8 protein-coding genes are annotated in these 14,948 nt (G+C 54.2%); 1 reads left to right on the top strand and 7 read right to left on the bottom strand.

What is annotated here, in order from left to right:
- Window position 1 precedes the first annotated feature (1 nt).
- Together AC0YNW_RS17680 and AC0YNW_RS17675 are read right to left on the bottom strand one after the other, a co-directional pair.
- Entirely contained in the window at window positions 2-1,360 is a 1,359-nt protein-coding gene (locus AC0YNW_RS17680) for an ABC transporter substrate-binding protein (protein WP_475833049.1), read from the bottom strand.
- Window positions 1,361-1,800: 440 nt separating this feature from the next.
- Window positions 1,801-8,349, bottom strand: a complete 6,549-nt coding sequence (locus tag AC0YNW_RS17675) for a lamin tail domain-containing protein (protein WP_475833048.1) — start codon at window positions 8,347-8,349, stop codon at window positions 1,801-1,803.
- A 375-nt stretch (window positions 8,350-8,724) separates the two neighbouring features.
- Between AC0YNW_RS17675 and AC0YNW_RS17670 the strand changes: the two genes are divergently transcribed.
- Window positions 8,725-9,384, top strand: a complete 660-nt coding sequence (locus tag AC0YNW_RS17670; protein WP_475833047.1) for an SIMPL domain-containing protein — start codon at window positions 8,725-8,727, stop codon at window positions 9,382-9,384.
- On the opposite strand, the gene AC0YNW_RS17665 is transcribed toward AC0YNW_RS17670, so the two are convergent.
- From AC0YNW_RS17665 to AC0YNW_RS17645, 5 genes are all read right to left on the bottom strand, one after another.
- Window positions 9,336-9,998 carry a hypothetical protein gene (locus AC0YNW_RS17665; RefSeq protein ID WP_475833046.1) on the bottom strand — a complete coding sequence of 221 codons (663 nt, stop codon included), beginning with the start codon at window positions 9,996-9,998 and terminating at the stop codon, window positions 9,336-9,338. The genes AC0YNW_RS17670 and AC0YNW_RS17665 overlap by 49 nt on opposite strands.
- A gap of 852 nt (window positions 9,999-10,850) precedes the next feature.
- Window positions 10,851-11,627 carry an ABC transporter permease gene (locus tag AC0YNW_RS17660; RefSeq protein WP_475833045.1) on the bottom strand — a complete coding sequence of 259 codons (777 nt, stop codon included), beginning with the start codon at window positions 11,625-11,627 and terminating at the stop codon, window positions 10,851-10,853.
- 58 nt (window positions 11,628-11,685) lie between these two features.
- A complete protein-coding gene (locus AC0YNW_RS17655; RefSeq protein ID WP_387471353.1) occupies window positions 11,686-12,462 on the bottom strand; it encodes an ABC transporter ATP-binding protein in 777 nt (258 codons plus the stop codon).
- A gap of 12 nt (window positions 12,463-12,474) precedes the next feature.
- Complete coding sequence (locus tag AC0YNW_RS17650; RefSeq protein ID WP_475833044.1) at window positions 12,475-13,479, bottom strand: ABC transporter substrate-binding protein; 1,005 nt, start codon at window positions 13,477-13,479, stop codon at window positions 12,475-12,477.
- Window positions 13,466-14,926, bottom strand: a complete 1,461-nt coding sequence (locus AC0YNW_RS17645; protein WP_475833043.1) for an aryl-sulfate sulfotransferase — start codon at window positions 14,924-14,926, stop codon at window positions 13,466-13,468. The genes AC0YNW_RS17650 and AC0YNW_RS17645 overlap by 14 nt, the downstream gene beginning before the upstream one ends.
- Between the last annotated feature and the right edge of the window lie 22 nt (window positions 14,927-14,948).

The raw sequence follows: 14,948 nt of genomic DNA, 5'->3' as shown, positions 1-14,948 counted from the left end.
CTTATTTGTTGAATGGCGCAAGCGCTTTGTCCGCCTCTTCCTGCGCCTTCTTCAGCGCAGTAGCAGAATCGGATGAACCTGTCAGTACGGACTGGATCGCATCGCTAAAAATTTTGGACACCTTGCCGTTGTTATGCGTAGACAGCTCCGCCGAAGCGTATTGCAGTTGGTCGCGCGCTACAAGAGCGGCAGGGAATTCCTGAGCATACGTCTTCATTTTGTCTGTCTCATAAGCAGAGATTCGCGGCGCTACATAGCCTGTATCGATACTCCACTGAGCAATGCGCTCGGATTCCGTCATGAACTTGATGAATTTCCAAGCTGCTTGCTTCTTCGCTTCGCTGATGCCTTTGAACATATAGAAGTTACCGCCGCCTGTTGGCGTACCGTATTGCTTGTTTTTCGGAAGCATCGCTACGCCGAAGTCGAACTTGGCATTGTTCTTCACGTTCGTCAAGTTGCCTGTCGTATGGTACATCATCGCTGTCTTGCCTTCGATAAAGTCGGACGGAACCGTACCCCACTCGATCGCGCCTTCCGGCATCGCCTTATGCACCGCTGCGAGGTCTCTCCAGAATTGCATCGACTGCACATTTTCCGGTGTATCGAAAAATACTTTCTTGCCGTCTTGCGTCATAATGTTGTCGCCGCTTTGCAGCGCGAACGTCTGGAACATCCAATACAGGAAGCCTGTCGACGGAATTTCAAGGCCCCACTGTCCGTCCTTCGTCAGCTTCTTTGCGGAGTCGGCCAGTTCTTCCCAAGTCGCAGGCGCTTTCTCCGGATCAAGGCCAGCCGCCTTGAACATTTCTTTATTGTAGAAAAGGACGATTGTACTGCGTTGGAAAGGAATCGACCATGTCTTGCCGTCTGTCTGGCCATTAGCCAGGAAAGCCGGATAGAAATCCTTCAAATATTCATCGCCGCCGTCAGCCGCAATTAGCTCATCCAGCGGTTCGATAGCATCCATGTCCAGCAAAGTGAACAGCTCCGTGCTCAGAAGCACAGCGAGATCCGGAGGCGTCTTGCCTTGGATAGCCGCTTGCGCTTTGACCATCGTGTCGGCATAGCTGCCTGTGTATACCGGCTTCACCGTAATGTCCGGATTTTCAGCCATAAAATCCTTCGCCATGTTCTCGATCACTTCCGTGATCGGGCCGCCTACCGCTACCGGATAATAGAAGCTGAGCTCTACCTTCTCCCTTGCAGGCTTGTCCGCTTCCTTCGCTGGCACCTGTGTTGCCGTGCCGTTACTGCCGGCATTGCTTGCGGATGGCTTCGCTCCGCCATTGCCGGAACAGCCGACGACAAACATGGCGCAAGCGCAAATGACAATCAGTGCTTTCATCATGGAACGCATGGGTGGATAACTCTCCTTTTACTTGTCTTTTTTTATATAACATGGCCGTCCCCACAACCGTCAGCGCGCTGAAACAAGATTTGCGGCGGAAGGGCTGCCAACGTTATTGCAGCGTGATGCAAAAGAAGGCAATAAAAAAGAAAACACTTATTTGAGCAGAAGTCATCATCACGGCATTCCCCTTGCGGAATAATCTCTCGTGAATGACCGTACATCTTTTCAAACAAGGGTTTTCTCATATTCTCAACCCGTGTGCCCTCGTATTCTGTTGGTGCCTTGCTTCTAGGACAACTATAGCGCCCAACTATTAAAGCAGTGTCAACGAAATGTAGAGATGTTGTAAAGCGGAAAGCTGCTTCAGAAAAAAACAAGCTCCGGGCTGCATCAGCCTGAAGCTTGCTTCTAATACTAGCGTTTTCTATATGTGGATTCTAAGCTATTTACGGCAGCAATTGCAGCCGGACAATAAGATTGTATAAGGCCTGCACGCTTTCGGAGCGGCTTGTCTGCTCCAGCGGCGCAAAGCGGTCATTGCCGCGCCCGTTCATCAGTCCAAGCTTTAGCGCTTGCTCGACTTCATCCTTGGCCCAATGAGCAATATCCCCTTTGTCGCCAAAGCTATCTATTGTTCGGGTGGCATCGCTGTCCTTCAGCGCATTCCCATGCTGCTGCGCCCATTGTGTAGCACGGACTAGCATAATCGCCATCTGCTGGCGCGTAATCCGCGCCTCTGGCGCAAAGCGCTCCTCCGATACGCCGCTTACGAGTCCCGCCTGATAGGCTGCCGCAACGGAATCGGCATACCATTGGCCGCTGTCGATATCCAAGAACGGCATATCTCTATCAGGTGCCTGCAAGCCCAGAGCCCTGACAAGCAGCGCTGTAAATTCCGCTCGCGTCACCGCCCGCTCCGGCGCAAAGCTGCCCCCTCCCATACCTTCGACAATATGCTTGGCAGCAAGTCTTGTTATCGCTTCGTGTCCCCAATGGGAGCTTGGCACATCCTGGAATACCGGGCTGTATTCCATGACCGTATAGCGGCTGAAATGCGTCGAGCCGGCTTCGATATATCCGTTGTTTACTTTTCCACGGACATAATGCAGCGTTCCGTCATTCATCAGCTGATAGATGCCAGCAAGCCATAGGTCGGTTCCTTCTTCAAGCTGGAAGTGCATATTGGCCTCTTCACTGAAAGTTGTCACAACCGTCCGCATGCCTTCGCGATCAACGGCCTCCAGTTTGAAATCCATGATTATGCCGCGCTGCTTCATTCCATCAGCTAGATTCTGCTCAGCCTTAACCGGAATCATAGAGAGCTCCAGTCTGCCATCCCCTCGTTGTTCTTCAGGCAGGGCTTGCAGCGCGGCCAGCAAAAGCTTGGCTGGAAGCTGCAGCGTCCACGAACCGGATTGAACAGATAAGCCATCAGCAGGAAGCCAATCGCTCATGCCGCCCGGAAGGGATACCAATGTCTGCTTGCCGCTGAGCTTCAGCTTGCCACCAAGCGCGGCAAGCTCGGCTGCAGTTGGCTCATATCTGGATGCGTATTCCGAACCCTGTCCGCCGTCGCCCGGTGTGCTCGGTGTAGTCTGATTCGCTACCGTCACCCGGATCGGCTCCGAATAAACTCTCCAACTCGACTCCGGCACAGCCTCACCTTCCACCGGCTGGAACAACGGGAAGTCATGATAGAGTTGCAGAATCGCATGGCCGGGTTTAACCGCCTTAATCAGGTTGCCTTCCAGTTCCACAGCACCTGAAGCTTCGCCTAGAATACGAACTCCGCCATTCAATGGAATGTCTGCTCCAGTCCGTGATGCAACTGCAACCAGCTCATCCCAGGACAACTCTGCTCCCGGACGCAGCGTGTAGCTTCCGTTCGCCCGCAGGCTGCTAATACCGGTCGGCAGCTCATTCATCCAGTTCGCATAGTCCGTAATAATGCCGCCGACTCCGCGCGCCGCCAACTCCTGCATGCCGCTCTTCGTATTCACCGTCCAGCCTACGGATGCAACGCCGCGCTGTTTGGCATAAGCGACAAGCTCAGGCGTCATCAGCGTCGTATTGGCCAGCAGGAATGCGCCAAGCTGCACATTGTCCGTGATCAGCTTCTCCGCTTGCACCAGCTCTTTGCCCGCTTCAGGCACGCCGCCATCCAACACGAAGCCGATGCCGATCTGCGGATTCTGCTCATGCACCCGCTTCAGTACTTCACTGCTGAAGCTGGACACATAAACATCTGCCACCATATCGTAATGCTCAATCAAATCAACAAGCTCCCGTTCGTAACCGATCCCCTTCATTTCCAGCGCAAGTACAATGTCTTTATTCTTGGCATAGGCCAGCAGCTCAGCCAGCGTCGGAATTCGAGCATCCGGGAATTGATCATAGATCGGCTGCCATGCTACCTGATCCGTGCGATTGGCCGTCAGCGCCTTCAGCTCCTCAAGCGTCATCTCGCTTGCCCGCCCGCTGCCGTTCGTCGTCCGATCTACCGTGAAGTCATGCAGCAGCACCAACTCGCCATCCTTGGTGCGCAGCACATCCGTTTCAATCACATCGGCATTCATCTCTACCGCAAGCTTGAAGGCGTCCATCGTATTCTCCGGCGCCAGTGAGCTCATGCCGCGATGCGCGACGAACAACGGCGGAACGCCAAGCGTCGCTTGCTCGTCATAACTCTGAATCGCTTCGACCCCCGCTTGCGGCTTGCTCGTCATCAGTCCTGTAACGCCTGCCGCGATCGCCCGGTGAAGATCAGCCTCCTGCTCCATTCCGTATGCCCATACCGAGATTCCCCGAGCCGCCAGGTAAGAGGTCAGCTCGGCGCTTGCCGCCCGGTAATCCAGCAGCGCTGTCAAGCCCGTGCTGTTTCTTACGCTAATGACGATATCGTTCCATTGCTCCCGCTTGAGGCTTGTGCCTTGAATACGCACAACTCCGCGATATTCATCATCCAGCTCGCGCATGTCCTTCACGACAGTGGCATTCCCCGACACGATCATGACATCTTGCATTTCAAGCTCGCCAAGCAAGCCGTGTACCGCCAGCATAAGCGAACGGTCTTGCAGCTCCAGCATCGGCAGTCTGTGACCGTCAAGCCGCTGCAGCGCATCCTTCAGCTCCATGTTCACATTGATTGCCATCAGCTTGCCGCCCGATAGACCAACCGTTAGCAGGAAAGCCGAAGTTCGTGAGACGAATGTTTCAGGAAGCACTCCTGATGCATCAGCCACTGTTGGCGCTGCCGCCAGCTTGCTCTCTGGCTCCTCGGTCAATAGCACATTCTCCTTCAAGTCCGATACCGGAATCAGATCCAGGCGTCCGTTCGGCCCGAACAGCAGCAGTCCCGGCGTCGGGTTCGGCTGATCGACAAAGTCGGCGCGGCTGTTTTTCGTATCCGTATCGCTAATACGCTCCAGTGAATGCCCTCCCGCAACGCCCGGATGGGCTTCAATGCCCATATACATGCCGGACCGATACACAACGACATCGATCAAAGCTTTGTTGCGGTCAAGCAGCAGCACCTCGTCGCCCGTATTCGCAAGCTGCATATTGCCGCAACCCCAGTCGCAATTCGGAATCATTTTCGCCACTTCGGGATCTGACTCGTCAAGCTCGAAGTCGGCTTTGATGCCATAGCGCTCCTCAATGCCCTTGGCATTCTTAGCCACGACAATGACTTCATATGGCGCCAGTACCGTTCCTTCCGGGAAGTTGTACATCCCTTCCGCAGCCGCCTGTCCTTCTGTCTCTTCATCGCCCAAATAATAGCCGCTTATATCAATCGGCTGCGTGGAAATGTTCGTCAGCTCGATATATTCGCCCGTAATCTCTTCGAAAAGCGGATCATACACCACTTCTGTAATGAGCAGCGTCTGGCTGGTCGGAATCGGAATTGGCTTGTTCGGCAGATCTGGCGGCGCAGCCGCAAAGTCCGCTGCCGGGACATCGGTATCGCTAATGCGATGAATCGCATTGCCGTTGCCGCCAGCCGCAGCCGTCACTCCTTTGTAAGCAATGCCGCGGTAAGTCATATCTTTCAGATAAGGCACAAAATCAACAACTTCATTGGCTCTATCCATCAATAGAATCTCGTCGCCGCCATTCGCCAGCTGGATGACGCCGGTGGACCATGTCGTCGGCAGCAAATCAGGTACGGCCGGATCATCTTGCGGCTTGAATACGCCCTCCCATGGCACTTCGAAGTCCGGCGACACGCCGTATGTCTGCTTGAATATAAGCGCGGACTGGCTGACAACGACAACCTCGCCCGGCTCAATCACCGTACCGGCCGGGAATTCAGCCATGCCCTCGCCGCCGCCTTCGTTAATGCCGTCGCCCAGCTTGAAGCCGCCGATATCCACCGGCTTCGTTCCATAGTTGCGCAGCACAATGTATTCTTTGCCGTCATCGGCGCCCGGCGCATCGTACATGAATTGCGAGACACGAACCGGCGGACGCTCAGCTGCCGGAGGCTCGGAGCCATAGCTCTCCCATGCCGCCAAGTCCAGCTTCAGCATCCGGTCCATGATGAACGTAGTCGTATACCGGTATTTGTTCGCCCCGGATTCCAGCAGGACATACAGCTCTCCCCCGGCCACGGCTATGCCTTCCGACATCGGCACCGTAACAAGCGAAGCATTCGTTTCTGTAGCGGCTTGGCCGTCCAGGAACCACAGCGGCACAGTAACACCATTCACAACAGCGCTCGCATGCGGCGTTCCTGCCAGATCCGGCGTACGGTAACGGTATAGCGTGCTGTCATTGGCGCGCCCGTACGAGGTGCTCAAATAGACAGTGCTGTCGTCGAATGCCGCTCCTTGCACTTTTTCCCGAATAGAGAACAAATAATTAGGTGTTGCTGTTGTTGCCTTATTGCCATTCCAGTTGTCTGCGCCCGGAAGGCCTGTGTCTGTCGACAGCTCGTAGCCCGCCATCCAGGCATAATGCGTCTCGCCATCCCGGTTCGCAATATGATGCTGAGGATCGGTCGGATATGACTTTGCCTCATAGAACTCGCCTACCCAAAGCACTCCGTCCGCATAAGTCATGAAAGCTGCTTGCAGTGGCACCGGAATGACTCCGGTGAACTGCACCTCTCCCCCATGCTCCGCCGCCCCAATATCAGCAACATCGAGCCGGTACAGGTACGTCTCCGAGGCGACCCACACATCGTCGCCGATAATCGATACGCCCCCGGCATGACCCAAGTACGGCGTGCCGTCCTCGTTCATGAGCGAAAGCGACTTGAGCTGGACGCCTGTCGATTCCTGCATAACCGATAGCACGCCGGGACGGCCGTCGTCCATATACGACACGGTTACAAGCCAGTCCAGCTCTTCGTCGTAAGCAATGCCCTGCGGCACGACGCCTTCGGCAAGGCCAGGAATAACCGGTCCGGCTTCGCCGATCGCCCAGGTCAGCGCATATTTCTCCGGCTGCTGAAGCAGCGCGCGTTCCGTCTGCGTCAGCTTCTGATGCCCAGGCTCTGCCGAAGCAATCGCAGAAGGAGCAGACTCCTTGTCTGATGTGTTCACTGCGCTGACCTGAAAGTCGTAAGAGACATTGCCGACAAGCCCGTCCACTCGAAAAGAAAGCTGCGATGCCGGCACTTCAAATTGCAATTGGCCGTCCATATAGATGCGGTAGCTCCAAAGATCGGATTCACCGTTCGGGGACCAGCTTAGGTCTGCCGATCCTTCGCCTGCAGCAGCGGTGAGCCCTATAGGAGACTGCGGCGCTTCGGTATTCACGACTGGCTTCGGCGGAGCTTGTCCCGCCACTACATAACCCGGTGTCGGCGCCTGCAAGCCGCCAATCAGCTCCATGGCCGTACTGCCGCCGCTAGGATAGCGGAATGTGATCGATTTGCCTTCCGCCACATGCGAGGCGGAGTAGGAGGCTTTGGCAATCTCGTTGCCAGAGAGGCCCCGAATCGTGACGTTCTGATTGCCGCTGTTCGTAAGCCCGCCAATGTTCTCAAAGATACGGTAACTGCCCTCGGGCACATATTTGCCCGTATATTCGGCGTAATAATAGCTGTTGAACGCTTCCATGCCAATTGGAGCAATCTCTCCTCTGCGCGTCCAGATGACATAGCTGCTCCATTCCGGCAGCACCAGTGATTCTTCAATGGTCACAGACCAGCTAGCGGAAGCAACCGTATGGCCTTGAAGCTCTACGGGATGGCTTGCTGCATTGTACAGCTCGACAAATTCAAAAGCGTCATACCCGGCAAAGTTAGCCGTATCCGGTATCAGCTCTGTGATGAGCAGCTCTCCCGGCAGCGGCGCCGCAATATCGCCATCACCTGGCGATGGTGCAGGCTGAGGCTCGCCGCCCGGATCAGGCGCCCCCGGAAGCTGCTCCGCCAAGAGCGTGGCCGGCGTCGGCGTCTCGTCATTGCGCAGCCGCTTCATCTCGGCGGAGTCTCCCTCCTTGTAGATGACACTGCGGTTCAGCATGCCGTCGGCAACGCCTTCGTTGAACAAGGCCGACACAAGCGGTAGACCTGCGGTATCCGCTATCGCTACTTTGCGCAATGCGCTGTCATGAAGACCCTGCGCCGATGTTGTAAGCGCTATCTCAATAACGTCTGCGGAATCCAGTGAAACGCCGTAGTTGGCGTTAAAGTCCTCCAGCGGGACATTCGGGTAGTCGAATTTTTTTAGCCATAGCACCTTCGTCTCCCCTGCCCCAATTGTCGTATCGCCTATAGGCCAGCGATTGGCCGGATTCGTCATGCTGCTGGTAAAGTATTGAAGCTGGTATTGATTCAGATTGATCGCTGCCTTGCTGCTGTTGTGCAGTTCGATAAATTCGTAAGGCTGGCCCTCTCCCCCGGAACGCGGCACAATCTCGGTGATCCACAGCGCTGACGGAGCCTCGGCTGCATACGCGCGATCTGTCCATGACTGCGGCCACAGGCCTGCCAGCAATGCAGCAACCAGCACATATGCACTCCACTTCTGAAACTTTTTCTTCAACACGATCCCTCCCAGTAATATTGGATTCTACCAATCTCACAACCTGTGAATCCGGGTCCGACATGCCCCTTGCAACAAAAAAAGAGAAAACCCCGTTTGATTCAGGTAGAAGCAAAATGCTTCCAGCCTTCGTGCAAACAGGGTTTTCTCGTTTTCTCCGACCCATATTCCATTCAGTTGTTAGCTTTATTATATACACGAATTTTACGAGAGTGTGAAGAAGTTTTTGAGAAGTTGTAAAAAAAGAGGCAGAGAAAGAAGACGAAGGCCCAAAAAAAGAGAGGGAAATAGACTTGTAATCTTCAAGAATGACCAGCTTGCGTGATCCATAGAATAACAAAATAAAGGAAAGTGTGCGAAAGGAGCTGTTCTGGCATGACGATTTTGAACAGAAGCGAAAGAGGCGCGGAAAAGGAAGGCTGCGATTTTACGATTGAAGTAAGCGGAGAAGGCGTGACATCGGCAGCGCCGGACCGGACGATCATCACCCTCGGTGTTGTGACTGAAGGCAAGGAGGTTGCGCCGGTCCAGCGCGAGAATGCAGACGCAATCCGGGCTATTATCGAAGCATTGACAGCGCTTGGAGTGCCGAGATCAAATGTGCAGACAAAATCGTATAGTATCGAACCACAATACGATTACGAGGATGGCAAGCAAGTATTCCGCGGATACAAAGCAACGCATCTGCTGCAAATTACGCTGGATGGCGTGGAGCATGCCGGCACGGTGCTGGACACGGCAACCGCCCATGGCGCCAATTTGGTCTCCGAGGTCGCCTTTGCCTCCTCCGAAGCGGAGAAGCATCAGGAGGAAGCGCTCGCGCAAGCCGTGCGCCGCGCCCAGCAGAAAGCAGCCGGGATTGCGGCAGCGCTTGGCGTCTCCCTATCCGCCGTGCCATGCAAGGTACAGGAGATCGGGGGAGATGGCGAGCCCATCCGCTTCAAAACGATGATGGCGGCCAGCGACGCTACGCTGATCGAGCCGGGTCAATTGACCTTCAAAGCGGCTGTGCGCCTTTGGTATCTCTTCGCATAAGATGCGTTCAATTGTTGACGATCTAGCTCAGGGTAATCCGCCAGCCTTCCTTCGTACACCTTCTCCATCCGGGGGTGGTGGTGGAAGTGCTGCGGCGTAACAAGAGCAGGCGGCAGTTCTCCCGCTTCCGGGTTATTCCACAGCGAGAGTCCGCCTCTGCGGAGCACCTCCGCTACGAATTGCGAGCAGAAATAAGCGTCCGGGATTTCAAGGTCTCGGTTGAGCAACACCCCGATTAGACCGATCAAATTGTAGGAATAACGCTCCCGCTCCTGGCGGAACTGCTCAATCGCCGCGGCGACAGCTTCCTTTTCTTTGCGCGTTACTTCCAGCCGCAGTAGGATGCATGAAGTTTGTTGATAATAGCTATATGTTCCGTAATAGACGTCTTCTTGAACAAAACCGGCATTAAGCGGGTTACGTGCCGTCTTGCGGCCAAAGCTGTACAGCTCGTTCAGCTCAGAATCCAGCGCGATGGACGCATGGTTATAGGGGGCATTCGTGAAGCATTGAATCAGCCTCGAAAATGCTGTTCCCGTATTGGAAAGCAGAATGTATAAGTATGATTTACGGCTCGTTGGATTCTTTGGACGGTTCGTTTTGCCTGCTGTCATATCCGTCACCTCTTCGTTCATAATGGCAGCCAGTCGAATTGTTTATGACTTGGTACCAATATATCAACGAGCCGAGAAACGGAATAGTACCAACTCTGTCTGGTACTGGTCTTCGGGTCTGAGGGGGAGGATAGTGTGAGCGGAAGGCGCGCTGTGTTTTTCTACATGACGATGTTCGGCTGATTGACGGGCTGTTGGGGCCCGTCTGTTACTCATTGGGTGATCTAGTAGCACTCTCTTATGACGGAACTTCCGATGCTCATCTGCTGCTGACTGGTGTTTTTAGTTCCTGCTCCTAATTAACGTTTTGTGGCAATACTATTCCGTTCAGACGGCTTGAACACGCATTTAGTGTTTTGTAGAAACGTTAATTTGGGATTTTTAGCTCCTGCTCCCAATTAACGTTTTGTGGCAACACTATTCCGTTCAGATGGGCTTGAACGCTCATTTAGTGTTTTGTAGAAGCGTTAATTTGGGATTTTTAGTTCCTGCTCCCAATTAACGTTTTGTGGCAACACTATTTCGTTCAGACGGGCATGAACGCACATTTAGTGTTTTGTAGAAACGTTAATTTTGGATTTTCAGCACCTGCACCCAATTAACGTTTTGTGGCAACACTATTCCGTTCAGACGGGCTTGAACGTGCATTTAGTGATTTGTGGAAACGTTAATTTGCGGTTTTTAGTTAACCGGCATGAATAACGGAGCGACTCAACGCAAACTATATGGGATAAGAACAACGTGTTTTAACAACACTCAAAAGAGCCCCGCCGCCTCTCGGCTGCGGAGCTTCTTTGCGCATTCTTGTTGGCGTCGTCCTACAACTGACCTGCCAAGACTATTAGCCAAGGTTCAACGTCTGAGCGAAGTTGTGCTAACGACACCATAACGGGATAGCAGCCTGCGGCCGATCCAGGCGACTGCGCGATCAGTCAGGAAACCCATGAGGCCAAGGCAGATCAGGCCGACGAAGATCCAGTCCGTGCGGAAGAACAGACGCGAATTCCAGATCAGATAGCCGACGCCCTCGTTGGATGCAATCATCTCCGCGCCGATAATCGCCATAAAGGATGTGCCCATCGCGAGCCGGATGCCAGTGAACATATAGGGTACGGTAGCGGGAATAATAACATGCAAGACGATCTGCCATTCCGATGCGCCCATGCTGCGGGCAGAACGAATCTTATCCTCTTCCACCGACATGACCCCGGTTAGCGTGTTCAGCACGACGATAAAAAAGGTCGCGTACAGAATCAACGCTATTTTCGAGGTTTCGCCAATTCCGAACCATACCAGAAACAGCGTAATAAACGCGATAGGCGGTATAAACCGGATAAAGTTCAAAAACGGCTCCGCTACAGCACGGATCGCACCTACCTTACCGATAATCAGTCCGACAGGTATCGCTATCAGGCTCCCTAGCGTCCAACCCGCCAATACACGGTACGAGCTAATGCCGATATATTGCAACAGAGTTCCGTCCTGCAGCAGCTCATACCCGCCTTGCGCCGTATAGATCGGTCCCGGCAATATCTCCGGCCCGTACACCAGCGACAAGAGCTGCCAGACCGTCAAGCCTCCTAGCAGGAAGAGGCTATGAACCCCCCATTTTTTCAATCTCGCGCTCATGGCGATCACTCCGTTTCCCTTTTCAAATCATACGCCGTGCCATTGACAGCAGAACTCGCTATTCCTCAAAATGCGATTGAATCACCTCATGCAGCTTATGGAATTCTGGAGAGGCCAAATCGCGTGGATACGCTAGCGGCACATCGTAGATATGCGAGATATGTGACGACGGTCCCGCCGACATAATGCCGATTCGGCCACCGAGCAGAAGCGCCTCCTGAATGTCGTGCGTCACGAAGATGACGGTCTTGTCGGTGCTGCGCCAAATATTGACCAGCTCCCGCTGCATCGTGCGGCGGGTCATGGCGTCGAGCGCCCCGAACGGCTCATCCATGAGCAGAATGTCGGGATCGTTAGACAATACGCGGGCCAATTGCACCCTCTGCTTCATGCCGCCCGACAGCTCGCGCGGGAATTTCCCTTCGTGACCGGAGAGACCGACCATGGCAATGTACTTGTCGGAGATTTCCTTTCGTTTGGCAGCGGGTATCCGCTTCATCCTCAGACCAAACTCTACGTTCTCCCGAACGGTCAGCCAAGGAAAGAGAGAGGAGTCTGCCTGCTGGAAGACGACAGCACGATCCTGGCCGGGACGCACCACTTCCTTCTCCCCGACACGCACCTCGCCCGAGGTCTTGGAGACGAAACCGGCGATGAGACTAAGCAGCGTCGACTTGCCGCAGCCGCTCGGCCCAAGCAGGACAAAAAATTGTCCGCCTTTAACGGTCAGGTCCACATCCTTGATAATGTAATGCAGTTCTCCCGCCGATGGCTGCGAGTAGCTTTTATTCAATCGCTCGATGTAAATTTCATTGCTTTTCGACGCTGCGCTCATCCCATCATCCCCCTATTTCAATTCGACGCGATCCGGGAATGTCTCCCGCACCAGTTCCAGATTCAATTTATCGTCCAGGTTAAAATCCTTCTCGATGATGCCGTTGTCAACCATATACTGCTTTTGGCCTGCCATGCCCTCATAGGCCTTCTGCGTGAAGCCGATATTCCACGGATTTTTTGGCAAATCCTTTAGCGTAGCCTCACGAGGCTGCTTCACTTCCTTGTACAAAATGTCGGCCGTCTCGTCAGGATGGTCCTGAGCGTACCTCGACGCTTCGTCGACCGCCTTCAAGAAAGCGATAACCCCTTCCCGATTGCTGCCGATCAGCTCGTTGGAGGTGATTAGACCCGTGCCGAGACGCACCGGCGTCTGGGACATATCCGTCAGCTCATAAGCTTCTTCCAGCGCGCCAAATTTTTCGTTCAGAACCGCCCCATAGACCCATGCCCCGTCAATCTCGCCTTTTTTCAAAGCAACATAAGCTTCATCAAAGCCGCCTTGGCCGATCAGCTCGACCTCCGACAGATCAATCCCGTTCTCAGCCAGGTAAACATCCCATAGATAAGGAATAAAAGTGCCTCTGGAGAAGCTCAGCTTCTTGCCCTTCAAATCCGCCGCGCTGCTGATCTCCTTGCGCACGAACAGCTTCCACTCGCTGGCGCTCAGTTCGGTAGCAGTGCCGGAGGAGGCAATAATGGAATAATCGCCTTTGCTGACAGCGTTCAGCAGCGGGAAATCGGCCCCGAACGCGACGTCTACTTGCTTGATAAAGAGCGCATTGACACCCTCGGCCGGAGTCGCGAACGTCACCAGTTCAGCGTCAAGGCCATGCTTATCGAAGAAGCCTTTGCTCTTCGCAACCTGGAATACCGTATTCGTCGTAATGTCTGCAATTCTGAGCTTAAGCTTGGGACCATCGCTTTTTCCGCTGGAGCAGCCGGCCATTAGAACAGCAGCTGCAACCAACGTCAGCAGTACCAAACTCCATCTGTTTGCCGCGCTACGATTCTTCATGGCTATTCTCCTCCTTCGCAGGGGCTTCATCGGTACGTGCCACGCATAAAGCACCCTCTTCATAAGACAATGTCCCTTCTACTTCAACGGCTGTAATCGCTCCTCTTGGCGCTGCGCCCGGCAGACGATAGTCCGCCACATCCAGCGGCGCAATCTCCGTCTCGACCGGCTGCTCCAGCTGAGGCACCCATTCGTAAGGCACGCGGTATGCGCGATATACCATGTTGGAGTTTCGTTTATTTTTGTAGGGGGAGATATGCTCCCATACCAGCTCATGCTCGTTCGTCACCTCGAAGATGCGTCCGTCCGCCCCTTCCGTAATGAGGGTATTGCCGTTCGGCAGCCGCTGGGCGGAGCTGATATAGGGGCTGTAGAACCGATAAGAGTCAAGCGGCGCCTGGAAGCCCGCTTCCGTCGGCGTATACTGCCATTCGATCTCCAGCGTAACGGGATTGATCTCCAGAATGCGGGAGTGGTCGCGCCGCGCGTTTTTCAGACCGTCCGGGGACTCTGGGTTCGGCAACCCGTAGCCGCCCCAGCCGCCATTGTCGAAGATGAGAATATTGCCCTCTCCCGGCAGTCCTCTCGGAATCATGTGAGCATGGTGCTGGCCGATAATCCAGCCGATATGCTTAGTCGCTTCGTCATTGTAATTCGGCCCGAGCTTCCATACGATGTTCCCTGTTTTTTTATTTATAATGGCAATAATATTCGTCTCGCGCGCATCCCATATGATATTGTCCGGATGGAACCGCTCGTCGCCCTCGTCGTAAAATTTGTTCGGCCCAAGCACCGAAGCAGAATTAATATGCATCCAATCGCCTGCATTGGCGCCAAAGAATCTCGTGTTGGGGTCCTTGTACAACGCCCGCTTCGCATCCTCGTCAAAGCCCAGCTCCTCGAAGTGATCGCTGCACGTCCACTCCCAGATGACGTTGCCTTCCCAGTCGACTTCAAGAATCGTATCGTCCAGCAGCTCCTTGTCGGAAATTTCCGGACGGCTTACATTTTTATGCGCCAGCACGATCGTATTGCCGGAATCCGTCTTCGGCTCCTGCCCGGGCACGTAATAGCCGACGGGATTGCCTTCACGCTGGTAATCATGATGCTGGCGCGCCATCCACTGCGCAGGATGCCCGGGATCTTCAATCCACTGGTAGCGGTCGAACTTCCAGACAATATTGCCGTACCAATCCACCTGCACCAGATTCAGCTCATCCTGAAAACCATACTGCGGATCGCGCTCCGCCGTACTGCCCAGCACATAGCCGCCGGGAAGCAGCTTGTTCGGAAAGCCTCTCAGCCCCTTCCACAAATGCACCTCTCTGCCGTTCATATCGACCAGCAGCGCGCCCGTCTCCGCCGCCTGATAAAGCGTATAGCCGCTCCATGCCTTTCTCGGGTTATATACCGTCGTTCCTGTCGGATAAATCGTAGGGTGTCCCATCGTTATTACTCCTCTCTCAAAC

The sequence above is a fragment of the Paenibacillus sp. J31R120 genome (genome assembly GCF_056269225.1).
The sequence above is the reverse complement of the archived record's forward strand: the minus strand, read 5'-3'. Positions and strand labels throughout refer to the sequence as shown.

Excerpts from the sequence above, each read along its gene's own strand:
- AC0YNW_RS17645 (WP_475833043.1), bottom strand. The coding sequence starts at position 14,926 with ATGGGACACCCTACGATTTATCCGACAGGAACGACGGTATATAACCCG.
- AC0YNW_RS17670 (WP_475833047.1), top strand. The coding sequence starts at position 8,725 with ATGACGATTTTGAACAGAAGCGAAAGAGGCGCGGAAAAGGAAGGCTGC.
- AC0YNW_RS17650 (WP_475833044.1), bottom strand. The coding sequence starts at position 13,479 with ATGAAGAATCGTAGCGCGGCAAACAGATGGAGTTTGGTACTGCTGACG.
- AC0YNW_RS17665 (WP_475833046.1), bottom strand. The coding sequence starts at position 9,998 with ATGACAGCAGGCAAAACGAACCGTCCAAAGAATCCAACGAGCCGTAAA.
- AC0YNW_RS17660 (WP_475833045.1), bottom strand. The coding sequence starts at position 11,627 with ATGAGCGCGAGATTGAAAAAATGGGGGGTTCATAGCCTCTTCCTGCTA.
- AC0YNW_RS17655 (WP_387471353.1), bottom strand. The coding sequence starts at position 12,462 with ATGAGCGCAGCGTCGAAAAGCAATGAAATTTACATCGAGCGATTGAAT.
- AC0YNW_RS17680 (WP_475833049.1), bottom strand. The coding sequence starts at position 1,360 with ATGCGTTCCATGATGAAAGCACTGATTGTCATTTGCGCTTGCGCCATG.